This is a genomic window from Nostoc sp. GT001 (assembly GCF_030382115.1).
Classification (GTDB): Bacteria; Cyanobacteriota; Cyanobacteriia; order Cyanobacteriales; family Nostocaceae; genus Nostoc.
Genome location: NZ_JAUDRJ010000003.1, coordinates 2,805,027 through 2,829,583, shown reverse-complemented (window position 1 = coordinate 2,829,583; position 24,557 = coordinate 2,805,027). Strand labels below are relative to the sequence as shown.

At 40.2% G+C, this 24,557-nt stretch carries 18 protein-coding genes; 7 read left to right on the top strand and 11 right to left on the bottom strand.

All coding sequences use genetic code 11. The annotated features are described in order from the left end of the window. Positions 1–105 precede the first annotated feature (105 nt). The 3 genes from QUD05_RS14880 to QUD05_RS14870 form a co-directional block, all read right to left on the bottom strand. Positions 106–402 (bottom strand): DUF2288 domain-containing protein, encoded by a 297-nt coding sequence (locus tag QUD05_RS14880; RefSeq protein ID WP_289796739.1) that lies wholly within the window; start codon positions 400–402, stop codon positions 106–108. A gap of 85 nt (positions 403–487) precedes the next feature. Next, the gene (locus tag QUD05_RS14875) at positions 488–1,525 is read right to left on the bottom strand and encodes an AI-2E family transporter (protein WP_289796738.1); all 1,038 of its coding nucleotides are present in this window, start codon (positions 1,523–1,525) and stop codon (positions 488–490) included. Between the two features lie 246 nt (positions 1,526–1,771). Further along, on the bottom strand, positions 1,772–2,410 hold the full coding sequence (locus QUD05_RS14870) for a lysophospholipid acyltransferase family protein (protein WP_289796737.1): 639 nt from the start codon (positions 2,408–2,410) through the stop codon (positions 1,772–1,774). A gap of 133 nt (positions 2,411–2,543) precedes the next feature. Here QUD05_RS14870 and QUD05_RS14865 point away from each other — a divergent pair, with 133 nt between their 5' ends. Beyond that, positions 2,544–7,922, top strand: a complete 5,379-nt coding sequence (locus QUD05_RS14865) for an ATP-binding sensor histidine kinase (protein WP_289796736.1) — start codon at positions 2,544–2,546, stop codon at positions 7,920–7,922. A 45-nt stretch (positions 7,923–7,967) separates the two neighbouring features. On the opposite strand, the gene fabD is transcribed toward QUD05_RS14865, so the two are convergent. The 7 genes from fabD to QUD05_RS14830 form a co-directional block, all read right to left on the bottom strand. Beyond that, the gene (fabD, locus tag QUD05_RS14860; protein WP_289796735.1) at positions 7,968–8,849 is read right to left on the bottom strand and encodes an ACP S-malonyltransferase; all 882 of its coding nucleotides are present in this window, start codon (positions 8,847–8,849) and stop codon (positions 7,968–7,970) included. A 141-nt stretch (positions 8,850–8,990) separates the two neighbouring features. Then, positions 8,991–9,983 (bottom strand): beta-ketoacyl-ACP synthase 3, encoded by a 993-nt coding sequence (locus tag QUD05_RS14855; protein ID WP_289796734.1) that lies wholly within the window; start codon positions 9,981–9,983, stop codon positions 8,991–8,993. A gap of 179 nt (positions 9,984–10,162) precedes the next feature. Continuing rightward, the gene (gene plsX, locus QUD05_RS14850) at positions 10,163–11,185 is read right to left on the bottom strand and encodes a phosphate acyltransferase PlsX (RefSeq protein ID WP_289796733.1); all 1,023 of its coding nucleotides are present in this window, start codon (positions 11,183–11,185) and stop codon (positions 10,163–10,165) included. A 241-nt stretch (positions 11,186–11,426) separates the two neighbouring features. After that, positions 11,427–12,908 carry a leucyl aminopeptidase gene (locus tag QUD05_RS14845; protein WP_289796732.1) on the bottom strand — a complete coding sequence of 494 codons (1,482 nt, stop codon included), beginning with the start codon at positions 12,906–12,908 and terminating at the stop codon, positions 11,427–11,429. Between the two features lie 366 nt (positions 12,909–13,274). Next, positions 13,275–14,441, bottom strand: a complete 1,167-nt coding sequence (locus QUD05_RS14840) for an EcsC family protein (RefSeq protein ID WP_289796731.1) — start codon at positions 14,439–14,441, stop codon at positions 13,275–13,277. Between the two features lie 308 nt (positions 14,442–14,749). Then, the gene (locus tag QUD05_RS14835) at positions 14,750–15,553 is read right to left on the bottom strand and encodes an alpha/beta fold hydrolase (RefSeq protein WP_289796730.1); all 804 of its coding nucleotides are present in this window, start codon (positions 15,551–15,553) and stop codon (positions 14,750–14,752) included. A 253-nt stretch (positions 15,554–15,806) separates the two neighbouring features. Then, complete coding sequence (locus QUD05_RS14830; RefSeq protein WP_289796729.1) at positions 15,807–16,532, bottom strand: lysophospholipid acyltransferase family protein; 726 nt, start codon at positions 16,530–16,532, stop codon at positions 15,807–15,809. Between the two features lie 379 nt (positions 16,533–16,911). On the opposite strand from QUD05_RS14830, the gene metG reads away from it, so the two are divergent. The 5 genes from metG to menH all read left to right on the top strand — a co-directional run bounded on the left by metG (position 16,912) and on the right by menH (position 22,195). Next, a complete protein-coding gene (gene metG / locus QUD05_RS14825) occupies positions 16,912–18,516 on the top strand; it encodes a methionine--tRNA ligase (protein WP_289796728.1) in 1,605 nt (534 codons plus the stop codon). 166 nt (positions 18,517–18,682) lie between these two features. Beyond that, positions 18,683–19,312 (top strand): LabA-like NYN domain-containing protein, encoded by a 630-nt coding sequence (locus QUD05_RS14820; RefSeq protein WP_069072029.1) that lies wholly within the window; start codon positions 18,683–18,685, stop codon positions 19,310–19,312. Then, entirely contained in the window at positions 19,312–20,523 is a 1,212-nt protein-coding gene (gene lptC / locus QUD05_RS14815; protein WP_289796727.1) for an LPS export ABC transporter periplasmic protein LptC, read from the top strand. Before QUD05_RS14820 ends, lptC begins: the two co-directional genes overlap by 1 nt. Before the next feature lie 93 nt (positions 20,524–20,616). Continuing rightward, complete coding sequence (locus tag QUD05_RS14810; RefSeq protein WP_289796726.1) at positions 20,617–21,018, top strand: metal-sensing transcriptional repressor; 402 nt, start codon at positions 20,617–20,619, stop codon at positions 21,016–21,018. 358 nt (positions 21,019–21,376) lie between these two features. After that, positions 21,377–22,195, top strand: a complete 819-nt coding sequence (menH, locus tag QUD05_RS14805; protein WP_289796725.1) for a 2-succinyl-6-hydroxy-2,4-cyclohexadiene-1-carboxylate synthase — start codon at positions 21,377–21,379, stop codon at positions 22,193–22,195. Between the two features lie 17 nt (positions 22,196–22,212). On the opposite strand, the gene QUD05_RS14800 is transcribed toward menH, so the two are convergent. Continuing rightward, positions 22,213–22,857, bottom strand: a complete 645-nt coding sequence (locus tag QUD05_RS14800) for a glycoside hydrolase family 24 protein (protein WP_289796724.1) — start codon at positions 22,855–22,857, stop codon at positions 22,213–22,215. A 790-nt stretch (positions 22,858–23,647) separates the two neighbouring features. On the opposite strand from QUD05_RS14800, the gene hpsJ-B reads away from it, so the two are divergent. Next, positions 23,648–24,490, top strand: coding sequence for a hormogonium polysaccharide biosynthesis protein HpsJ (gene hpsJ-B, locus QUD05_RS14795; protein WP_289796723.1), 843 nt, complete (start codon positions 23,648–23,650; stop codon positions 24,488–24,490). Positions 24,491–24,557 lie beyond the last annotated feature (67 nt).

The window sequence follows — 24,557 nt, the reverse complement described above, 5'->3', positions numbered from 1 at the left end:
AGCCAGCTAGTCCGTGGCAATAGCCAAGTAATAACTGGCACATTAAACTATCTTTTTTGAGAAAATACCCCAACCAACTGCCATCGGAAACAACACAGAAACGAATTAGGCAGCAACTATTTCTTGGGCTAGAACGTAAGGTTGAACGATGAGAGTATTAAATCGCTTACTGCGATCGCCATTCCATTCTCCCACTTGTACTGTTGTGGGTTTGGTAATCAATTGTTTATCAATCCACTGTTCCACTGATGGAATGTTATCACTGGCGATCGCTACTCCAACATCCACCAAATCTAGCTCAAGTGCCACCAAAATTACTGCATCTCGTTGTACATGAGGAATTAACCATTCCCACTCTGCCTCATCCAAAATTTCTGTTAATTCCGCTCTTAAATCCGACATTACTTCCCAACTATTGATTGATAGATATCTATTTTTACATTATTCACTACTTCCTAGTTCCTGACAAATGACCACTAACAAATGACTAAACCTCTGACTTCATCTCATCAATTTCAAATAAAGATACAATTACTCCAGCAATGGGAATAGATATAAAAACTCCTAGTAAACCTGCTACTTTAGCGCCTACTAGCAAAGCAAAAAACACCACTACAGGATTAAGATTCAGCGCACCTTGCATAATTCGGGGCGCAATCAAGTTGTCTTGTATCTGCTGGAGGATAATACAAGCTATCAATACTTTCAATGCTAACCAAACACCTTGAGACAACACAAATAGAGTAATTGTGCTTACTCCTAATGTTGCTCCTATGCCAGGAATGATATCAAGAACTCCAACTATTATTGACAATATTAAAGCAAAAGGTACTTGTAATATTAAGAAAACGACGAAAGTCGTACTTGTGAGAAATGCACTTAATAATAACTGACCTCTAAAAAATCCTAAAAATGACTTTCTGATTATAATTGTAAATCTATTGCGGCGATGTTTAGGTACAATTTTTAAAATAAAGTTCCACAGCTTGTCTCCATCTAATAACATGAAGAAAGCCACAACTGCAATTAATACAAAAGTCACAAAGTTAGTCATAAACCCTTGTAGAATAGCTAAACTAGTCACAAGACTTGAGACAGCTTGGTTCCGCAGTTGTTCTTCAATAAAACTTAAATCTATCTGTAAATTCCGGCTTCGCAAAATTCCTTCTATTCGCTCTAACAAAGGTACTAAAGAATTCAAAAATGCAGTGATACTATCAATTAATTGTTGTCCTTGAGATAAAACCGTTAAGCCCACGGTAATTATCAGACCGCCTATAATCACAATACTGAGCAAGAAAACAAGACTAACAGCTACACCGTGGGGTAAAAAACGCCGCAGCCCTTGTACGGGATAGCTGAGTAAAAAGGCCAAAATTGCAGCGAATGTGAAAATAACAATGACTGCTTCAAAATAAGCTAAAAGCTGTACAATTGCCCAGCCAGAAGCAACTAAAAGCAAAAATCTAACTAATGCTAGATTATTTAATCGCTCCCAAAAATTCTTGGCTTCAAAGCCGCTCATAATAATTCATAATTCGTAATTTTTAATGACGCTCACGGACTCGCTACCGCTGCGCTAACGTAATTCGTCGTAATTAAGCCGCAAAAACGCTAGTTGTTTAGTGTGATAAAGTTAGCTGCCCTGTAAGATTGAGAGTTATTTGTTGGAAGTCCTTTACTTTATTGCTAGAGGAATAGAGCTTAAGATTAAAGTAATCTAATAGCGATCGCTACCTCCCTAAAGCATATATCTGTTGTATCTCTAGATTCATCGTCCTAAATCATGCATTTCGTTAATTACTGTGGCACACTTTTGTGTCAACGCTTCCAACTCTTCTTTATTACTGGAACTGGGAGCATCAATCAAGTTACCAATTCTGACAGTGATGGGAACTGCACGGGGTAGGGACGAGCCTTTTTGTAAAATCTTCTCAGTACCCCAGACACTTACTGGTAATATTGGGGCTTTTGCTTTCGCCGCTAGCAGCAGTGCGCCTCTTTTGGGGTCTGTAATTCGACCATCTGGGGTGCGAGTACCTTGCAAGAAAACACCAACAGCCCAACCTTTATTGAGATATTCTAGGGCAGAACGGATGGCATTGCGATCGGCATTTCCGCGACTGACTGGGTAAGCGCCATACAATTTAATCGCTTGCGCCAAAACGGGGATATTAAATAACTCTTCCTTAGCCATATACGCCACTGGACGACGTACACAATTAGAGACAATCGGCGGGTCAAAGTAACTAGCGTGATTACTCACTACTAATAACGGCCCTGATTTGGGGACATTTTCCGCACCATGAATCTGGCCCCGAAAGTAAGCGTGAAGCATGGGGCTGACGACTGACCATTTAAAGGCGTGGTAAAGTGCCAGACTGATCAACGGTTCGCGGTTTTTGTCCACAGAAGATAATGCAAATCAAACTGAATTTAGCATACGCGATCGCAACGCCCAAATCAAACGCAAAAAGCTGTGGAGATAAATTGCTTCACCCATCAGGGAATACTAAATCTGGAAGTATTAAAGATTTAGCAATATGCTTAACACTATTGTCAGTATTCCTGGATATCGCATCAGTGAAAAACTCTACAACGGTTCTCGAACCGTGGTTTATCGCGGTTATCGAGAAACTGACTCATTACCTGTAGTGATTAAATTGCTCAAAAATCCTTATCCGAGTTTCAGCGAACTCTTATCGTTTCGTAATCAGTACACCATAGCCAAAAATATCAACTCATCTCTAATCATTCAAACCTACAACTTGGAACCGTATCAAAATGGCTATGCGTTGGTGATGGAAGATTTTGGCGGGATTTCTCTTAAAGATTATTTTACCTCTTACCAGATGCGACATATCACTTTTCTACAAGAGTTTTTACAGATAGCGATCGCACTGTGCAATACCTTAGATATACTCTACCGCGAACGGATTATTCATAAAGATATCAAACCCGCCAATATTTTAATTAACCCTGAAACCAAACAAGTTAAATTAATTGACTTTAGTATTGCATCTCTGCTACCACGAGAAACCCAAACGCTGATCAGTCCAAATGTATTAGAAGGGACACTCAGTTATTTATCACCAGAACAAACAGGCAGAATGAATCGCGGGATTGACTATCGAACTGATTTTTATGCTCTAGGTGTAACTTTTTACGAATTACTAACTGGAAGATTACCATTTAAATCAAACGATCCAATGGAGTTGCTACATTGTCATATTGCAAAAGATCCAGAGAAAATCAAAAGTGAAGAAATTCCACAAGTGATTTCAGATATTGTCATAAAATTGATGATGAAAAATGCTGAAGATCGCTATCAGAGTGCATTAGGATTAAAATTTGATTTAGAAAAATGTTTACATCAGCTAAAATCAACTGGCAGAATTGACAACTTTACAATTGCCCAAAGTGATGTGTGCGATCGCTTTATTATTCCCGATAAACTCTATGGACGAGAAGCCGAAATAGCCGCCCTCCTTGAAGCCTTTGAAAGAGCTAGCAAAGGTGCAACTGAAATGATTCTGGTAGCTGGTACTTCAGGTATTGGTAAAACTGCCGTTGTTAACGAAATTCATAAACCGATTGTGCGCCAACGCGGTTATTTTATCAAAGGTAAATATGACCAATTTCAACGGAATGTTCCCTTTATCGCTTTTGTACAAGCATTCCGAAATTTAATGGGTCAATTATTAACAGAAAGCACTTCTCAAATTCAGCAATGGAAAATTAAAATTTTAGAAGCTGTAGGTGAAAATGGACAAGTAATTATTGAAGTTATTCCCGAATTAGAAAAAATTATTGGTAAACAAACACCAGCCATAGAATTATCAGGAAGCGCATCACAAAATAGATTTAATTTATTATTTCAAAAATTTTCTCAAGTTTTCACTAGCGTTGAACATCCATTAGTAATATTTTTAGATGATTTGCAGTGGGCTGATTTGGCATCACTGAAATTAATGCAGTTATTAATGGCTGATACCAAGTATCTTTTATTAATTGGTGCTTATCGAGATCATGAAGTCAATCCAGTGCATCCGTTGATGTTGACTGTTAATGAGATGCAAAAAACAGCAGCAACTATTAACACAATTACTTTAGCATTATTAAGTCAAGGAGATGTGAATCAATTAATTGCTGCAACGCTTAAATGTTCAGATAATTTAGCGTTACCAATTTCACAAATAGTCTATCAAAAAAGTTCTGGAAATCCATTTTTTTGTACTCAATTTCTTAAATCATTATATCAGGATGGGCTAATTACATTTAACTTGACAGAGGGCTACTGGCAATGTGATATTAGCCAAATTAATCAACAAGCAGTCACAAATGATGTAGTTGAATTCATGGTATTGCAATTGAGAAAGCTATCACAAGCCACTCAAGATGCTTTGAAATTAGCTGCTTGTATTGGAAATCAGTTTGATTTGAAAACATTGGCAGTTGTTTTAGAACAATCGCAAGCAGAAACGGCAACTAATTTGTGGAATGCATTGCATGAGGGTTTAATTTTACCTACTAGCGAGGTCTATAAATTTTATCTTAGTGAGGGAAGTCAAGCGATTGCTGAAGAAAATTCGGAAATTGTTAACTATAAATTTTTACATGATAGCGTCCAAGAAGCTGCATACTCTCTTATCCCTGAAGAACAGAAAAAAGCTACCCATTTACAAATAGGTAAGCTATTACTTCAAAACACATCTGAAATCCAAAAAGAAGAAAAACTTTTTGAAATTGTTAATCAGCTAAATATTGCATTCATACTGATTATTGATCCAATTGAACGAGAACAACTCCTCAAATTGAATTTAAAAGCAGGTAGAAAAGCACAATTGGCAACTGCTTATACATTAGCAGTTGAATATTTAACAATAGGTTTAGAACTTTTACCTGATGAGAGTTGGTACAGCCAGTATGAACTAACACTATTACTATATCAATCCATTACAGAAGTACTTTGTCTGAGTGGTGACTTTGAACGCATGGAAAGCTATGCAACTGTAGTTATACAACAAGCAAAAACTCTCCTCGAACAAATTCCTATCTACAATGTCAAAATTCAAGCTTACATGGCACAGGCACAGCACAAGAATGCTTTGCAAACTGCACTAACTGTTCTTCAATCAATAGGGGTGGAACTGCCTCAACAAGTCAATCAAACTGATATTGAGTCTGAACTGGAACAAACAAAATGTCTTTTGGCAGATAAACCAGCGATGGATTTACTAGAACTGCCAAAAATGACGGATGTGAATATTCTGGCAGCAATGCAAATTTTGTCAAGTATTATGTCAGCAGCTTACCAAGCAAATCCCCCATTGTTTCGAGTAATTATCTTTAAACAAGTTCAACTATCAATCCTCTATGGTAATGCTCCAGAATCTACCTATGCTTATGCTAGCTATGGACTTATACTCTGCGGTGTTCTCGGAGAAATTGATACAGGATATCAATTTGGGGAAATGGCATTACTGTTACTTGAACGTTTAAATGCTTTCAAAGTTAAATCAAAAACTCTATTTGCAGTAAATTGTTTTATTCGACATTGGAAATCGCCTGTTAAAGAAACTTTAAATCCTCTTTTGCAAGCCTATACAAGTGGTTTAGAAACTGGAGATATTGAATATGCTGTAATGTCTGCCTATGTTTTTGGCAGATATGCCTATTTGAGTGGTCATGGTTTAGAGGAATTATCCCAAGCTATGGGAAACTATGGCACAATTATGCACCAGTTTAAGCAAACTACCTATTTTAATTTTAATAGTATCTATTATCAATCAGTTTTGAATTTGTTGGGAATGTCAGATAATCCTTGTTTTTTAGTTGGCGAGATTTATGATGAAGTCGCAATGTTGCCTCTGCATCAAGCTGCCAATCAAACTAGTATTATTTGTCAGCTTCATTTTTGTAAACTGCTTTTATGTTATCTCTTTGGTAAGTATCAAGAAGCACTAAAAAATGCTGATATTGTCGAGAAATATTTAATCAGCGTGACTGGATTAGTGCTAATCCCAATATTTTATTTTTATGAATCTTTGACTAATTTAGCTTTATATAAAGACTGCTCAATAACTGAGCAAAAATTAATTATTGAGCGAGTAGCAGAAGCTCATAAAAAACTCAAAAAATGGGCAGAGGGTGCGCCGCAGAATTATGCTCACAAATGCAACTTGCTAGAAGCTGAAAGCTTTCGGATATTAGGACAAAAAATCGAAGCAATAGAATTGTACGATCGCGCCATATCTCTTGCCAAAGAAAACGGCTACATTCAAGAAGAAGCACTTAGCAACGAACTAGCAGCCAAATTCTACCTCGACTGGGGTAAAGAAAAAATCGCCCAAGTCTATATACAAGAAGCATACTACTGCTACGCCCGTTGGGGAGCAAAAGCCAAAGTTAATCACCTAGAAAAAACTTATCCCCAATTACTGCAACCCATCTTGCAACACCAACGAATCAATCTCAATCCCTTAGAAACCATTGCTTTTCGTAGTACCACCTCATCTTCTAGTACTGGCAGCACTAGTATTGCTGATGTTCTGGATTTTACCTCTGTTTTCAAAGCTGCTCAAGCTATTTCCAGTTCTCTAAAATCAGATCAACTCATTGCCAGCCTCACTCGCATTATCCTAGAAAACTCTGGCGCGAAAAAAGCTGTACTCATTCTTCCCCAAGAGGACGACACTTGGGAAGTTAGAGCAATTACCTTTATTGAGCATGAGGAAATACAAACTATCCTCAACCCACAACCGCTAGATAATTGTCAAGATATTCCTGTAAAAATTATCAATTATGTCAAAAATACTCAACAAACAATTGTTATAGACAATTGTAAAACAGATATTCCTGGGATAATTGGGAAATATATGTTGGAACATCAACCCCAGAGTGTGTTGTGTGTCCCGATTATTAATCAAGGATATTTGCTAGGTATTCTATATTTAGAAAATAGCTTGACTCAAGGAGTTTTTACTAACGATCGCCTCAGCGTCATTAATCTTCTTTCATCTCAAGCTGCAATATCTCTAGAGAATGCTCGACTTTACCAACAAGCAGGAATTGCATTACAAGACTTACAACAAGCACAATTACAAGTTGTTCAAAGCGAAAAAATGTCTGCATTAGGTAATTTGGTTGCTGGGGTAGCCCATGAAATGAATAATCCTTTGGGCTTTATTGCTGCCAGTCTCCAACAAGCTAAACCCACTATTGCAGATATTGTTGAACACTTAAAACTTTATCAAGGAAGTGTACCCAATCCCAGCGATAAAATCAAAGACCATGCCGAAGATATTGACTTGGATTATAGTTTATCAGACTTACCCAAGATAATTGATTCTATGACAATGGCGTGCGATCGCCTCCGCAACATCAGCACCAGTCTTCGCACTTTCTCTCGTGCTGATAAAGATTACAAAGTGCCTTTTAATATTCACGAAGGTATCGACAGCACGATTTTAATTCTCAAACATCGTCTGAAAGCTAATGAAGAACGTCCAGAAATTGATGTGATCACTGATTACGGTAATTTGCCCCAGGTTAAATGTTTTCCTGGGCAATTAAATCAGGTATTTATGAATATTCTGGCAAATGCCATTGATGCGCTAGATGAATCAAATAGCGGACAGACTTTTGAGGAGATTAAGAAAAATCCCAACCGAATTACAATTAAAACCTTAGTAGAAAATAAAGGGGTGAAAATTGCGATCGCAGATAATGGTCAGGGAATAGATGAAAAAGTGCAAGAAAAGATATTTGACCACTTATTTACTACAAAAGGCGTGGGTAAAGGTACGGGGTTAGGATTAGCGATCGCTCGTCAAATCGTTGTAGAAAAACATGGCGGAGTAATTAAGGTAGATTCTACACCAGGCAAAGGTACTGAATTTGTGATCCAGCTACCGATGTAGCAGATACATCCATCTGCATATCCATACCGATAGAAGCTAAAAAAATTAAACAGGTAAATCAGTAGCACTCTGGATATTTTGTAAAATCAAATCAGGGCTATTACGTTTAATCAAGCCAGTTAACACTTTACCAGGGCCAATTTCTATTACTCGCTCGATACCGTTAGCTGGTAATTGCAGACAAATTTCTCGCCATCTTACAGAACCAGTCATTTGTTTGTTCAGGCGTTGCTTTAAAATCTCAGCATCAATGGACGGAATTGGTTCGACATTAGACACTACTGGTACAATCGCGGGTTGAAATTCCACAGATTCTAAAATGTCTTGAAATTCCGCAGCTGCTGGTGCTATTAAATGTGAATGAAATGCTCCAGAAACTTTTAGGGGAACTGCACGCTTTGCTTTAACTTGAGTCATCACCGCTTGTACAGCCTCAGTCGTGCCTGAAATTACCACCTGAGCCGAACTATTATCATTTGCTATTACCACATCAGGCGTTTGGGAAATGACTTTTTCTAACTGTTCGCGGTCAAAGTTCATCAAAGCTGCCATCATCCCACCGATGGCACTATCCATGAGTTCTGCACGACGCTTCACCAGATATAAACCAGCCGACCACTCAAAGACACCCGCTACATAAAGAGCAGTATATTCTCCCAAACTGTGACCAGCAACTAAATCGGGCTGATGTCCTCGTTCTCGAAGCAGGTCGGCAAGAATGCTTTCAACTACATAAAGACTTGGCTGAGTATACAGTGTCTGTGATAACTTCTCTTCTTGAGTTTGACAAATTTCAGTTACAGACCAACCCAAAATATCCTCAGCTTTGGCAAGCTTGTCTTTAGCGGACGGTATATCTAGTAAATCCATTCCCATTCCCAGCGTTTGGGAACCTTGTCCGGGAAACACCCATGCAGTTTTTGTCATTTGTCAATAGTCAGAAAAGTGAAAAGTTAGGAGTGAAAAGTTAGGAGTGAGGGGTTAGGAGTGAGGAGTTAGGAGTGAGGAGTTAAAACTCATAACTCTTAACTCATAATTCTTAACTCATAACTCTTAACTCCTAATTATTCACCTTCCCCATTGAAAGATTGCCGCGCCCCAAGTAAGACCGGCACCAAAGCCGGATGTCGCAACGATGTCATTGGGTTTAATTTTACCTTGTCGTACCGCTTCATCTAAAGCTAAGGGGATGGAAGCAGCTGAGGTATTGCCGTACTGGGCGAGATTACTGATAACTTTATGTTCTGGGATATTCAGGCGTTGGGCAACAGCATCGATAATCCGCTGATTGGCTTGATGCAATATCAGCCAATCTATTTTATCGACGCTGATGTTAGCTTGAAACAACGCTTTATCAATTATTTCTGGCACTTTTTGCACAGCAAAGCGGTAAACTTCTTTGCCGTTCATCGTAATTGGTTGGTAAGTGCCTTTGGTGATATTTACATCAGTCACCAGTTCTTGGGAGGTTCCTGCATAAGCAAGGTTGAGGTAATGGTTTTGAGTACCATCACTTTTAAGTGCAAATCCTAATAAGCGATCGCTTTTGGCAGCTTGTAACACCACTGCTCCAGCACCGTCACCAAACAATACACAAGTCCGGCGATCTTCCCAATCTACCCAGCGAGAGAGTATATCTGCCCCGATCAATAGTACATTTCTATAGACACCAGTTCTAATGTATTGGGCTGCTGTAACCAAACCAAACACAAAGCCGGAGCAGGCAGCGGTCAAGTCAAAAGCTACTGCGTTGGTGGCTCCCAATTTAGCCTGTACTTGACAAGCACTACCAAATAAATCATCAGGGGTGGAAGTCGCTAGCAGAATCAGGTCTAGGTCTTCTGGTTTAATTCCCGCAGCTGCGATCGCCTGAGTACTGGCGGCAGTAGCGAGTACACTCAAGGACTCAGAAGGCAATGCTAATCGTCGTTGACGAATTCCCGTTCTTGTGGCAATCCACTCATCTGATGTTTCAACTAGTTCACTCAATGTATCGTTGTGTAGGGAAGTTGCTGGTACTGCCGAGCCGCTTCCGGTGATTGCTACGCCTAAGTTTTGCACTCTTAATCTCCCAAGCTATCAGCTTTTTGTCTTTTGTCCTTTGTCCTTTGTCCTTTGTCCTTTGTCAGTTGTCCTTTATCACTTGTCAGTTGTCCTTTACAAATGACCAATGACTAATACTTCGACTACGCTCAGTACAAGTGACCAATAACCAATGACGAATGACCAATGACCAATGACTAACCGCTCTCGCGCTCTAGGATATATTGGGACTGAATTCGTTGTATCACCTGGTTGTCAACAGCTTCTTTTGCCATGCGAATTGCATTAAAAATTGAAGGTGCTTGGGAGCTACCGTGACCAATAAAACAGACTCCTGCCACGCCTAGCAGTAAAGCACCACCATGTTCTGCGTGATCCATTCGCTGCTTAATCCGCTTCAGGTTTGGTTTTAAGAGTGCGGAACCTATTTGACCGTGCAATCCTTGGGGTAATTCTTCCCGCAGAATTTGCAGAATCACTTCTCCAACGGCTTCGGCAAATTTTAACAATACATTACCTACAAAGCCATCGCAGACAATCACATCAAAGCGACCAGAAAGCACATCACGCCCTTCAGCATTGCCAATAAAATTAATTTGGGAATTTTCGCGTAGCAGTTGGTGGGCGCGGACTGCTGCATCATTGCCTTTCGAGTCTTCTTCACCGATATTCAGCAAACCCACCTTCGGTTCAGCTGTACCCAAGACATACTTACTGTAAGCCGATCCCATAACGCCAAACTGCTCTAAAAACTTGGGACGGCAATCTACATTTGCGCCGACATCAAGTACTAGCACTGGCTTACCAGCAATAATCGTGGGGAAAACTGTCCCGATCGCTGGGCGATCGATTCCTGGTAATCGTCCTAAGCGGAGCAAAGCTGATGCCATAGCTGCCCCAGAGTGGCCGGCAGAAAATACGGCATCTGCCTTTTCCTGCTTGACTAAATCCATCGCCACATTGATAGAAGCCTTGCGTTTGCGTCTAACTGCATTTAAAGGCTCCTCATCCATAGCGATCGCCTCCTCCGCAGTTACGATCTCCACCTGCCCTAAACTTGTTTTTGATGGCAAGGCAGCTTCTATTTGTTGGGGATCGCCAACCAACAATATATCTACACCCAATTCTTCTCTTGCCCGCAATGCGCCAGCAACGATTTCACCGGGTGCATGATCCCCTCCCATTGCGTCAATTGCGATCCGTACGCGAGTCGATCCCATTGCTCACAGCTTCTAGAAACCTTACAAATTTTACCAGATGGCAAAGCCCGAAAAAGCTTAATTTTCTGACCGCCAAATTAATTCTGTTACTATTGCAACAATTTTTGCTGGCAAGCTCAAGATAGCACGAATTGTTGGGTATTGGGCATTGGGTATGGGGCATTGACATTAGGGGAAAGGTGACAGGTGATAGGGAATAATCTGTACCCTGTAACCTGTACCCTATTCCCTTCTTCACTCCCTATTCACCACTTCCCAACACCCAATCAACTAGTGTCCGAACACCGTAGCCAGTTGCCCCTGCGCTGTTGTAGCCATTTTCTTTATCTGTCCACACTGGGCCAGCAATATCTATGTGTGCCCAAGGGGTTTGTTTGACGAATTGCTTGAGGAAAAGGGCAGCAGTAATTGCACCACCTGGACGCGGCCCTGTATTTTTCATGTCCGCTATACCAGACTTTAACCCTTCAAAATATTTTTCTTCCATTGGCATCCGCCAAATCTTTTCCCCTGAAGTTTGAGCAGCTTTTTCGATTTGGGAAGCAACACCTTCATCGGGAGTGTACAAACCAGCAATATCTTCACCTAATGCAATGACGTTGGCACCAGTCAGGGTGGCTAAATCAACGATCGCATCTAATCCCAATTTGTCGGCATACACCAAAGCATCTGCTAAGGTCAAACGTCCTTCTGCGTCGGTGTTGTTGACTTCAATTGTTTTGCCATTTGATGCTGTGAGAACGTCTCCAGGGTGCATGGCGTGACCGCTAATCATGTTTTCGGTCGCTGCTGAGATGAAGTGAACTTCCGAATCTGGCTTAATTTGAGCAATTGCTTTTGCTGCGCCCAAGGTAGCAGCTGCACCGCCCATGTCAATTTTCATGGTTTCGATGCCGCTACCAGCACCTTTAATGTTAAGTCCGCCGGAGTCGAAGGTTAAACCTTTACCAATAATTGCTAATTTCTTTTTGGGTGTACCTTCTGGCTTGTAAGTTAGGTGAATGAATTTTGGTGGCAAATCGGAAGCTTGGGCTACTCCCAAAAATGCACCCATGCCTAACTTTTCACAGTCTTCTCGCTCCAGAATTTCTAGTTGCAAACCGTATTCCTTGGCGATCGCTTGAGCAGTTTCAGCTAAAGTAATTGGTGTTACCGCGTTGGCTGGTGCTGCCACTAATTGCCGTGCCAAATTTACCCCGGAAACAATTTGATTGGCGCGGGTAATGGCGGCTTCTTGTCCATCAAAACCCAGTAAATCTATACTTTCTATTTGTGAACCTTTATCTTCTGGTTCGGATTTAAAGCGAATATCTTGGTAAAGTGCTAATTCCACACCTTCTGCGATCGCTTGGGCACTGGCTGCTGGATCGTTGTTCCACAATGGAAAACTAAAACCCAAAATTTTGCTTTTCTGCTTTTTTCCTACCCTAGCTACAGCTGCCGCCGCGCGACGCAGAGTATCTAGTTTTAGTGCATCTGGTTTACCTAAACCTACCAAAATCAATTTCCGCACTGGGCTACCAGCATTTACACGGGTGAAAATAGTGCTATTGGCTTTACCTTTAAATTCTTCTTCAGTAATCAGTTCTTTTAATACCCCAGAAAACTTTTGATCTAAAGTAGCTAGTTCTCCGGTTAACTCTACTGCATCTTCAAATAATCCAATTGCCAAACTATCGCCTGCCCACTCTAGTAAAGGCTTATCACTAGGTTGAATTGTCATTTTGGGATTTTGTGTAAATATTCCTTCTTGTACCAGTATTGCTCAAAATTCTTGTTTCATGGTGAGGGGACGGGTATTGGGCATGGGGAAGCAGTGGTTAGTAGCTATAATTTAGCCAATTGGTATAAATAGCACTCATTAACGAGTCTTGGATACTCGTTAATGAAGTTATGATCTCCATTTTTTTACCTGACTTTTCGCGTTATGTGGAAAAGTCCACCAAAAACCTAACCCCCTAACCCCCTTCCTGGGGCGGGAAGTGGGAAAATTCAAAGTCTCTCTCCTTTTAGGAGAGAGATTTAGAGAGAGGTTTTCCAGATGCCGTGAAAAGTCAGATTTTTTTACGTCCTGCTTCTTGCCCCATGCCTATCCCACAATTTTGTTTGTATCAATGTCAAATTTGCTGGCGATCGCTGCGATTATTTCTTGCTCAAGTGGTGTAGTCTTTTTGTCAAGCTGGACAATTTTTTTACACTGAGCCAGTAATGGCATGGCAAAATCACGATTCAGCTGATTGAGCAGTATATCTAAAGACTTAGGTGATTTGATATTTTGGGCAATGGCATCCAACGAGGTAGGACTGAGTTTTACAGCTTGTAATTCTGGCAAAATTTCTTCCAAAGTCTTATCTGGATGACTAGCTAAAATCATGTGAACTAAGATTTGATCCATGACGGCTTCTTGAGCGATCGCACTTTCTAGATACTTTTCACTTTCGGCTTTTAATGTTGCCAACGTCTGTGGTGATGCTAGGGAAGTAGATTCATCCAGCTTGGTTTCGTAAAATCTACAAGCAGCATACCCCAATGAATAGATCATTGTTGCATTTGAACTAGCTCCAATAACTGCACCCGCCAAGGGCACATTTCGCAGCAAGCCTAACCCGGCAGCTTTCAATAAACGCCCTCCACCCAAAGCCAACCCAAAAATTGCTAAAATTTCACCTTTACGAGCAGGATCTTTTAAATCTAGCCCGTAGACAGATGCAATTTGATAAAGCATTTCTGACTGCAATTTTGTTGTGGCTGTTAAATCAATTGCCAACAATGCCACTGCTATTCCTGGCAAAAAACTAGTGGCTAGTCCAACTGTGGCTGCTTGAGTTGCTTTTTCCACCATGATTCGATGAGCAAGCTGGCTGGGTGATTCATTTGGATACTGTTTCTTAAGCTTGTTTACCGCTGCTTCTGCTTGTTCTAAATCAACAAGGTTAGTATCGTTAATGAGCCAATTGAGATTTAAGACTCCAGATAGTTTTCTAATCAGCCAATTTTCGCTAAGGCGATTCACAACCTGACCGCTGGTTTGAGTTGTTTGCTCAATAAACTTGTGTGTTTCTTTCGCCGTCACTTCTCCCACCCCTATTGCTGTGTCTAAAACTGCTTGGCCAGTCTCAGCCACAGTTTTAATCAAAGACTCTACTATAGACGGTTCATTTTCTATTGATGATTGAGCCTGAATTCCTGCTTCTGGAATTTCTCTGGGTGAATTAACTAATTTATTCACCTCTATTTCTTGGGGTTTGTCTGCCATTGCTTGACACCATCTTGTAAAGCCTCTCTCTTTTGGTTTTAGCGAAGTTTGAGTGGCTTTGACATCTCTCCATAAGTACAATTCGTCAGAGCCAATAGGAATTATTATGAGCTTTAACTATAGACATAAGATGGATGACAGAGATTTTGATTTAAGCACTGATAACCTAATTCAAGAACACTTTAACTTCTAAAATAATGAGGAGGTCTGGAATAAGAACGCCACTTTTATTTGCAATCTTGTTTTATCAATTACCAGCAATCAAATCTTATTATGTAAGTAATTCTGTATATTCATCTAATCCTACCTCAGCTATTAGCTTTACTTTCTAAAAAGTCGTTATCCTTAAGAATTTCATAGAGATTAGTATCTTGCTCTAGTAAGCAAGCGTGTCCACAATTGGGCAACACTACAATCTTGTTATTTGGTAAGATGTTAGCTATCCGGTTGACTTCACTTACAGAAGGCAAAAGGCGATCGCTAGCACCAGCAATCAACAAAACTGGTTGAGTTAAACGCCTTAACTTTTCCTCATCAATATCAAACTCTCGCAGTAAAGACAACCGCCAAAGAACGGTTTCTGCCGGGACAGAACGCATAGTTTTCAGCAAATCGTGGCGATCGCTCCGAGAAATGCGTGACAAAGATGCTAAAAATGGCAACAAGCCTAGTGCGCCAATATCATACAATCCTGTTGGCACTAAGTAAGTTAGCTGGGATGCCCAACTTAACCAAGGGCGAAGTTGAAAGGACGAAGCTGGATTAATTAGGATAATTCGCTTAAATAAATGGGGTGCTTGGATTGCCACTTTCATTGCCAAGCAACCACCAAAGGACTCACCACACAAGTAAACTGGTCTCTGAGAACTTTTTTCTAATTCGGCGTCGATCAAGTCCAATACACTCTTAGTTAGGGTATCCCAAGTATTAAGGTCTTTCCGGGGAAGCGCCAACGAGCGCACATCAAAGCCAGTTTCTAATCCTGCGGTTTGCGATCGCAATAGTTGACCAGTTCCATCCATTCCCGGCAAATATACCAATAGCGGATACTCTGGCTGTACTCGTTTAGGAGTCAGAAAACAAGGGTTTAGCTCAACTTCTGTGATAGTCATTAGTCATTAGTCATTGGTCACTTGTACTGAGCGTAGTCGAAGTATTAGTCAATGGTATAAAACTTTTGGACTGCGAATTGTTGCTTGTATTAACTTCGGTACTTTTGAGCAAAAACAAAAAAGTATCAGAACAAGCTAGTCAAAGTTTTGCAGACAATCCAAAATTGTTCGACTGAGCGGCTTGCCTTGACTTGTGCCGAGCGAAGCCGAGGTAGCGAAGTCGAAAGGAGCCGAAGTCCAAAATCGAATAACTTTAATAGCAACCTTGAAGCAGTAAATTGCTAATTTCACCCTGACAGTGTTCTGTCAGTTCAGCCACAACAGTTCTGGCTTGTTTGCCGTGATATTTTTTATGATGTTGGGGCGTAATCCAATAAGGACGACCGATTAACACGGCAACTCGACGATAAATTACCAAGGGATGCCAACCATTTTGATTAAATAAAGGTTCTGAAGGGTCGAATACACTCAAAAGTCTTAATGGGAAGCCATTGGTGTTTACTTCTTCTAAGGAGGCGATCGCGATCGGCAAAATAGCTAAATCCTGCACATTCGCTCGTAATGCCAAATGGGCAAATCCCCGCTGAAACTCACCCACCTGGCTTGGCTGAGTAAATTTCACCATTGGTGCAGTTCCTTCTGGAAATACTCCCACCATCTGCTTGGACTGCAATAGCACCTGTGACTGCGAAAAAAAGCTTTGCTGACGGTTTTGAGTATCTTCCAAGGGGAAACACCCCAATTGTCCAGTGACAATCTCTCGCATGACTGGAACTTGTCCCATGTAGTGATGGCAAGCAAAGCGAATCGGACTCGATAACGCCGCCATTAAAATCAGTGCATCCATAAAGCTGCGGTGATTGCTGACTACCAAGACGCTCGCATCCTGGGGAATGCGGTCTTCGTAATAGCGGAACATTTGCGTTGAGAATGCCGCCACTAAAGCGCGAGAAATCTCTAGGGGGCTATTTCCACTCATACCTAATCAATATATTTTCCGGTAAATATGGCAATTTGTCTTAATTTAATTTTTACATTTCTTTACTAATGCCATGACCGTCTTAAGATAGAAATATCTAATCTACAAAAGCAACTAGATTTTCTGTAATCTTGATTATGTATTCTCGATCACAATAATATCTAATACAAACTATTCAAAAAAATTATGATTAGTGAATTTCCATTTTTTAGGTAAAAATGAGTTTAATTGATGCATATTACAAAACAATTCTGGACTTGATAAATTTGCTAGTATGAAGATGTTATTGGAAAAAATGGTAATAATATTGTATAATTGCCTGGTTTTGCCGATAAAAGCTAAGATATAAAACGTTTTAATAAGTTAATTTTTATTTTGTATGAATCTAGTGAATAAAAAAGAATTGACATTTGCGCTGACCACACCCCTATATTATGTAAACGATGTCCCTCATATAGGTAGTGCTTATACGACGATCGCAGCCGATGTAGTGGCGCGGTTTCAGAGATTACTGGGATATCAAGTATTACTAATTACAGGTACAGATGAACATGGGCAAAAAATTCAGCGATCGGCAGAAAGTTTAGGGAAAGCGCCACAAGAATTTTGTGATGAAATTGTCCCTAGTTTCGTAAGTTTATGGCAATTATTAGACATCCAATACGATCGCTTTAGTCGGACTACTGCGCCTCGTCATCAAGCGATCGTGAAAGAATTCTTTGAGCGAGTCTGGGAATCTGGTGATATTTACCAAGGACAACAACAAGGCTGGTACTGCGTATCTTGCGAAGAATTCAAAGAAGAACGGGATCTGCTAGAAGGACACCGTTGCCCAATTCATACTAACAAAGAAGTGGAGTGGCGAGACGAACAAAACTATTTTTTCCGCTTATCCAAATATCAAACTAAGCTGACAGAATTTTATCAATCTAAACCGGATTTTATTCAACCAGAAAGTCGGCGCAACGAAGTCCTCAGCTTTGTCAATCAAGGACTGCAAGACTTTTCCATTTCACGAGTGAATTTAGATTGGGGTTTTCCCGTACCAGTTGATCCCAAACACACTCTCTATGTTTGGTTTGATGCGCTGCTAGGTTATGTCACAGCATTACTAGAACCAGATGCAGAACCGACTTTAGCAAATGCGTTAGAAACATGGTGGCCAATCAACTTGCACCTAATTGGTAAAGATATTCTGCGCTTTCATGCAGTTTACTGGCCAGCAATGCTGTTGTCAGCAGGCTTACCCTTGCCAGAGAAAGTCTTTGGGCATGGCTTTTTGACTAAAGACGGGCAGAAGATGGGCAAAAGTCTGGGTAACACCCTTGATCCTGTGGCATTAGTTAAGAGCTATGGTAGTGATGCCGTTCGTTATTACTTCCTTAAGGAAATCGAATTTGGCAAAGATGGAGATTTTAATGAAGTTAGGTTCATTAATGTTCTGAATGCAGATTTGGCAAATGATTTAGGTAATTTGCTCAATCGCACTTTGAGCATGGTGAAAAAGTACTGTGCTGAGAATAATGTCCCATCAATAGGCAATGAAGGGATTCCTGACGAAAATCCTTTGAAAGCAATTGGTTTACGTTTAGGGGAACAGGTAAAACAAGCATACCAAGAGCTAGCTTTCAGTCAAGCCTGCGTGGTCATACTTTCATTGGCGCAAGCCAGTAATAAGTTTATTGATGAACAGGCTCCTTGGTCATTATATAAACAGGGACAGCAGGAGTCGGTGGAAAAGGTTCTCTACGCAGTTCTAGAATCGGTTAGACTAGCAGCTTATCTGCTATCCCCAATTATTCCGAACATCAGCAGCGATATTTATCAGCAGTTGGGCTTTGGAATAAACTTTAATGATCGAATAGAAAGTTCAGTTAATGCTCCTTTTGCCACCCATGCTACATGGGGACTACTATCGAGCAAGCAACAGTTGGGTAAACACCAACCTGTTTTTCAGCGATTAGAACCCCCGAAAAACGATTAGTCCTTATCAAACTCTGATTTTGTTCAATTTTTTATTTTCTCACAAAATTTATCGTGGCTCAATTTAAATTAGCCGCAGAACATTATCATAAGCCGCTGTGACTAGCATCTAAAAGTTGGTAATTTGTATCAAAAATAACAGGGATAAAAACTGAGGTATCACAATGATGTTGAATAATTTGGAAAACGATTCAATATTTACGCCAGAACAAGTTTTGGAGAATCGAGGTAGGGTTGCCATATTTATTGATGGCTCAAATTTATTTTACGCTGCACTGCAACTAGGTATTGAAATAGATTACACGAAGCTATTATGTCGATTAACAGGAGGTTCTAGATTACTGCGTTCTTTTTTCTACACTGGCGTAGATCGGACAAACGAGAAGCAACAAGGGTTTCTGCTGTGGATGCGTCGCAATGGCTATCGAGTCATTGCTAAAGATTTAGTCCAGCTACCAGATGGCTCTAAAAAAGCTAACCTGGATGTAGAAATAGCAGTAGACATGATGGCGTTAGTAGATTCTTATGATACCGCAGTTTTAGTCAGCGGTGATGGGGATTTAGCTTATGCGGTTAATTCAGTCAGCTATCGTGGCGTGCGGGTAGAAGTTGTGAGCTTGCGTTCCATGACTAGCGACAGCTTAATCAATGTAAGCGATCGCTACATTGATTTAGAAGCCATCAAAGAAGATATTCAAAAAACTCCTCGCCAAAGCTATCCATACCGGCCATTATCTGGGATCGGTTTTTTGGAAGACCCCAGAAGTAGTGATGGACACCTAGAAATCCAAGAATAATGACGTATCAATTTCATAAAAGAGGGAGATGGGGAAAGAGAAAAATTCAAATTTTCTCCTCCACTCCCTCCTTTCTTATTTTACCTTTGACCTTTTTCTTGGTATTTGGTTTAGTTGGCTGCGGGGGCAAATCCCCTCCAGCTTCCCAACAAAATACTGCGGATTCATCTAACAAAGATAGCAATTTGACTTTCTTTGATGTCACCTTAGAACAAGCAGATGAAGTGGGAAGACCAATTTGGAAAGTCAGGGCTAAAACCGCAAAATACACCAAAGAAAAACAAATTGGTCAGGCTGAAAGCCCTTATGGTGAACTATATCAAGATGGCAAAATTGTTTACCAAATCAAGGCAGATGTAGCAGACATTGAACAAGATGGGAAGCAGTTGTTTCTAAAAGGTAAGATATTTGCCACAGATCCTAGTAATGGGATTGTGTTGCAAGGTAATGAATTAGAATGGCGTCCTAAAGAAGATTTGTTGATTGTTCGTAATAAGATTAACGGCACTCATAAAAAACTACAAGCAGTAGCGCAGGAAGTGCGAGTAAAAACCCGCGAACAGCGGATGGAATTTTCTGGAGGAGTGGTAGCAAATTCTATCGATCCCCAGATGCAAGTGAGAACTGAACATTTAATCTGGAATATTAAAGAAGAAAAACTGATTGGCGATCGCCCTCTAGAAATTGACCGCTACAAAGATAATAAAATTAGCGATCGCGGTAAGGGAAATTCTGCCGAAGTCAACTTAAAAACAAAAATTGCCACTGTCCAAAAGAATGCTCAACTAGAATTACTAGACCCACCAATGCAAATAGCTAGTAACTCTATGACCTGGAACATGAATACAGAAACTGTCACTACAAACTCACCTACGCGAATGTTCCATCGTGCCGAAAATGTCACAGTGACAGCCAATCAAGGTGAAATGAAAATACCACAAAAAACCGTTTATTTAAAAGGTAACGTCAATGCTATTGGTCAGCGTCGCCAGTCTCTAAGATCCAATACACTAACTTGGTATTTAGATAATAAGTTAGTTGAAGCTCAGGGAAATGTTGTTTACCGACAAATTGACCCACCATTAAATTTTGTGGGTGAAACAGCAGTTGGTAATCTGCAAACAGAAAATATTGTTGTCAAAGGTGGTAGTTCTAGCGGTAGGGTAGTAACGGAGATTATTCCTCAAGAAAAAGCCAATCGTCAGCAGTAAAGTTAGGGTGAATGGGTTCCACCTTCACCCATAAATTTTGGGTTGGTCGAGTACTAGACTAGGATCTTAGTAATACAAGCCTTTTCATAGCCCATGAATGGATCAAACCGATTAAGTAAGGAATCCTTGCCAACATCCCAGCAAGTCGAACATTCCCACTATCACGATACAGACCACGAGCAAACAGATCGGACTCATGGAACTGGAGAGTCGGCTCATCCTCACGTCCATAGCGAAGAGTCTTTACGGCGAATTGTCAATCGATTATCGCGTATAGAGGGACATGTTCGTGGTATCAAAGCAATGGTGCAGCAAAGTACCCCTTGTCCTGATGTTCTACTGCAAATTGCCGCAGTGCGGGGCGCATTGGATCGAGTCGCGCGAATTGTTTTGGATGAACATTTAACTGAGTGTATTGGTAGAGCTGCACAAGAGGGTAATATTGACGTTGAAATAAAACAGTTAAAGGCTGCTTTAGATCGATTTTTACCTTAAGAATGAGAAAAATAATCTAAAATGCGTCCGCAAAATTAGTGATGCACTAGCAGCGATGCATCAAAATTCAATAGTGCATCCTGACATTAACTCCAGGGACATCATATTGGCAACTGTTAGAAAACCTATTTTTATAGACTTTCCTTTGTTCGCTTTTTCTAAGAGGCAACGATGGAAAAACTTATTCCATCACATAAGTAGGTAGACATAATTAAATATAAAATAAACTCCTAGTTTGTAGTGAGCGATTTATCGCTCAGAGCAAGGATTATCAGGACTAAAGTCCTTACTACAAACTTGAAATTTATTTATGACTAGATACTTAATATGCTGTGCAATGGTGATTTTTACCTAGACTATGATCCTAAAAAACTATCAATTTCATTATTCTTTAATTGGCACTCTAAATAAACCACTAATTCTTTTTTTGCATGGCTTCATGGGTAACATTAATGAATTTGATGAAGCCTTAAAATTACTGTTTAACGAATTTTCCTATTTAACACTTGACCTTCCCGGACATGGCAAAACCCAAGTTTTGGGTGAGGACAAATACTATACAATGGCAAACACTGCTCATGCTTTAATCAACTTACTAGATGAGTTAAAAATTGCCAAGTGCTTTTTAGTTGGTTATTCAATGGGTGGAAGATTGGCTTTATACCTAGCGCTGCATTTTCCAGAACGCTTTCATAAAGTTGTTCTAGAGTCAGCTTCCCCAGGTTTGCCAACAGAAGCAGAACGATTAGAACGGATTAAAATTGATACACAAATAGGCAGAAAATTAACAAGAAGTCTTGAAAAAAGCGATTTTGCCACTTTTATATCAAATTGGTATAATCAACCGATTTTTGGTTATATAAAAAATCATCCAGAATACGATCGCATGGTTGAAAGTCGGTTGCAGAACAATCCACAGGAATTAGATAAATCACTGCGCTTTATGGGTACTGGATGTCAACCTTCTTTATGGGAAAAGCTAAAATTAAATACAATTCCCATGCTTTTGCTAGTGGGTGAATACGATCAAAAATTTATATCTATTAATACAGAAATGGCTAAAATATGTGAATTTGCTCAGATAAAAATAATTAGCAATGCTGCACACAATATCCACTTTGAAAATACTTTGGCATTTGTGGAAAATATCAAAAGTTTTTTATCCACAGCAAGTTAAAAATTAGGATAAACTTACTACTTTTTTACTGCCTTGCTAGAAGGAGTTGGGGATGGTGGCATCGGGGCTGTCGGTTGTTTAGCTGCGGTTAATTCTTCTTGCAACATTTTCTGATAAATCTTAGGTAAAGAGCTACTAACAGAATTAGTTTCTATACCATACCCCAGACTTGTCCAAGTGGGAGAGAGTCGCCGCAAAACATCATTTATCTTTCCCTGACGCAACAGTTGAGAAATATCAACTCCCCAAACTTTAGAATCATTTAACCAACGGTAAACTACTACATCTTGATATTCTGCTTCAAAACTATAACCAGTCCAAAACATCATCTGCATTGGATTTGGATGATAACGAGGGGCTAAACGATACCAAGTAATGTTGATGATTTGATATCTGCCAGCAGCGGTAGAACAATTTCCTGTATTGGGGCCTGTGACAATTGTGACGCATATCTCAGGATGTCGGCTAAGGTCGTTAACTTGCTGTCCACCGTATAACAGCGAATAAGGACGATTTCCACTAGCCTCACTTGCCGAGATAGTTCGCATTAAAGCGCGGATATAAGGGTCGCCCTCTTTCATCACCAAAGGCGGCTGTTTATTTTCAAAGATGGGATCGGAAGGCGATCGCAAGTCTCCAATATACCATTGCAACAAATACACAAAGCCGAGAAGCGCGGCTATTGGGCTAATAAGTTTTTCAACACCTTTGAATTCAAAGCCTTTCAGAGTCTAACTCCTTCAAATTCACTCTTTTTGCTAACAAAAATCATCGACGAACTGATTCTAGTAAAGTTCATACCTGATTATTAGTTATTATTTCTGATTTGCCCATTTTTTTAGGAATTAGCAAAAAAGAGTATAAATACAGGAGTTTGCAAGTAACTGAGGTAAAAAATGCAGGACTCACGCATCAGATATAAAGAGTTTCTACCTCCTGCCTCAAAACCCGTAGCTTTCTACTTTATGCAAAAGAAAACTACTGTAAGTATAGCAAGCGAGATACTCCCAAAAATCCCAACTCAATATAGTCTCAATCACTTTTAGTAGCATCTGTTGTCAGTAACGATTGCTTCCTTGCTCAAATTGAGCGATAAGTCGATACAACCTTATTGCAAAGGTTTCGATTTAATTTGACACCAATGGACATCTGTGATCCCCTAAAAAGGTCTGTATTACGACCGATTGAGAACTGCAATCAGGCAGATTGGGTAATTAATCAGTCTCTTCCTCTAGTCCCGCGTAAACTTCGTATCTTAAAATACCAGGAATTTCCTGAAGACACTGTAGATAACAAATGTTACTGTGGCATAGTTGAAAACCAAGAGGCAGATAGCCTTTAGCAATATTGAGTCTGCTTTGTGTTTTTACACAATAGTCATAGTCATGGGCACAATATTCAAGTAGCTTGAAATATGAAAATCACTCGTATTCTCCACCAGTTTGAAAAACTATGGTTAACCGTTTTACTTCCGTGAGTACTGCTCTCACACTTAAGGTAGTTGGAATAATCTGCATTTTGTCCTTTTTTGTTGACTTTTTGATTCTGTTGTTACCTTTTCAACCCACCGATCGGGTATGGCAAATCAATTTGGGAACAGCGCTTGTCGATCGAGGAATTGTTCCTCTAGTCGGTTTGGGGCTTCTGTTTGCTGCCTATTGGATTGAGAATGCCGATCCAGCAAGCGATCGCCCCCAAGGTATTGATTTAAGATTTCCCGCTGCGATTATCTCCAGTCTTTTAGGGTTGATGTTCTTGCTGATTTTTCCCCTGCACCTAAATAACGTCAATCAAGCCAAGACTCAAACACTCAACCGAATCACCCAAGAAGCAGATCAGGCAGAAACTCAACTGAACACTCGGTTATCGCAATTGCAAGCACAACTAAATACTGAGCAAGGAAAAGCGCAACTAGACCAGCTGCGAAACCAAACCAAAGCTCAGTTTAGTGAAATCCTCAAAGATGACCAAAGATATAAGCAAGCAATTGAAAGCCCTCAAATTCCCGCAAATATAAAAGAGTTACTGAAGAAGGCTAAAACAAATCCCCAATTACTTGACAAAGCTATCGAACAACAAACAGATGTTCAAACGCTGCAAACTCAACAACTGAGCCAAGTTCGCCAGCGCCGAGACGAAGCGCTGCAACAAGCTAAAGATACTGCTTGGAAGTCTGGACTGCGGATTGGTATTAGCAGTTTGCTATTGTCCATTGGTTACATTATCATCGGCTGGACAAGCTTAAGAGGTAGGGGTGCTGTACAAGGTGGTAAACCTAGAACTGCCGCACGCTAATCCACTATTGGCATGGCAGTAAGAAGTATCCAAAAATTATTGACGGCTGATACTGCCATGCGTCTAA

Coding starts and splice junctions, on each gene's coding strand:
- QUD05_RS14865 (WP_289796736.1), top strand. CDS start 2,544: ATGCTTAACACTATTGTCAGTATTCCTGGATATCGCATCAGTGAAAAA.
- QUD05_RS14880 (WP_289796739.1), bottom strand. CDS start 402: ATGTCGGATTTAAGAGCGGAATTAACAGAAATTTTGGATGAGGCAGAG.
- lptC (WP_289796727.1), top strand. CDS start 19,312: ATGACGTATCAATTTCATAAAAGAGGGAGATGGGGAAAGAGAAAAATT.
- QUD05_RS14830 (WP_289796729.1), bottom strand. CDS start 16,532: ATGAGTGGAAATAGCCCCCTAGAGATTTCTCGCGCTTTAGTGGCGGCA.
- metG (WP_289796728.1), top strand. CDS start 16,912: ATGAATCTAGTGAATAAAAAAGAATTGACATTTGCGCTGACCACACCC.
- QUD05_RS14820 (WP_069072029.1), top strand. CDS start 18,683: ATGTTGAATAATTTGGAAAACGATTCAATATTTACGCCAGAACAAGTT.
- QUD05_RS14835 (WP_289796730.1), bottom strand. CDS start 15,553: ATGACTATCACAGAAGTTGAGCTAAACCCTTGTTTTCTGACTCCTAAA.
- menH (WP_289796725.1), top strand. CDS start 21,377: ATGATCCTAAAAAACTATCAATTTCATTATTCTTTAATTGGCACTCTA.
- plsX (WP_289796733.1), bottom strand. CDS start 11,185: ATGGGATCGACTCGCGTACGGATCGCAATTGACGCAATGGGAGGGGAT.
- hpsJ-B (WP_289796723.1), top strand. CDS start 23,648: ATGGTTAACCGTTTTACTTCCGTGAGTACTGCTCTCACACTTAAGGTA.
- QUD05_RS14845 (WP_289796732.1), bottom strand. CDS start 12,908: ATGACAATTCAACCTAGTGATAAGCCTTTACTAGAGTGGGCAGGCGAT.
- QUD05_RS14840 (WP_289796731.1), bottom strand. CDS start 14,441: ATGGCAGACAAACCCCAAGAAATAGAGGTGAATAAATTAGTTAATTCA.
- QUD05_RS14875 (WP_289796738.1), bottom strand. CDS start 1,525: ATGAGCGGCTTTGAAGCCAAGAATTTTTGGGAGCGATTAAATAATCTA.
- fabD (WP_289796735.1), bottom strand. CDS start 8,849: ATGACAAAAACTGCATGGGTGTTTCCCGGACAAGGTTCCCAAACGCTG.
- QUD05_RS14810 (WP_289796726.1), top strand. CDS start 20,617: ATGAATGGATCAAACCGATTAAGTAAGGAATCCTTGCCAACATCCCAG.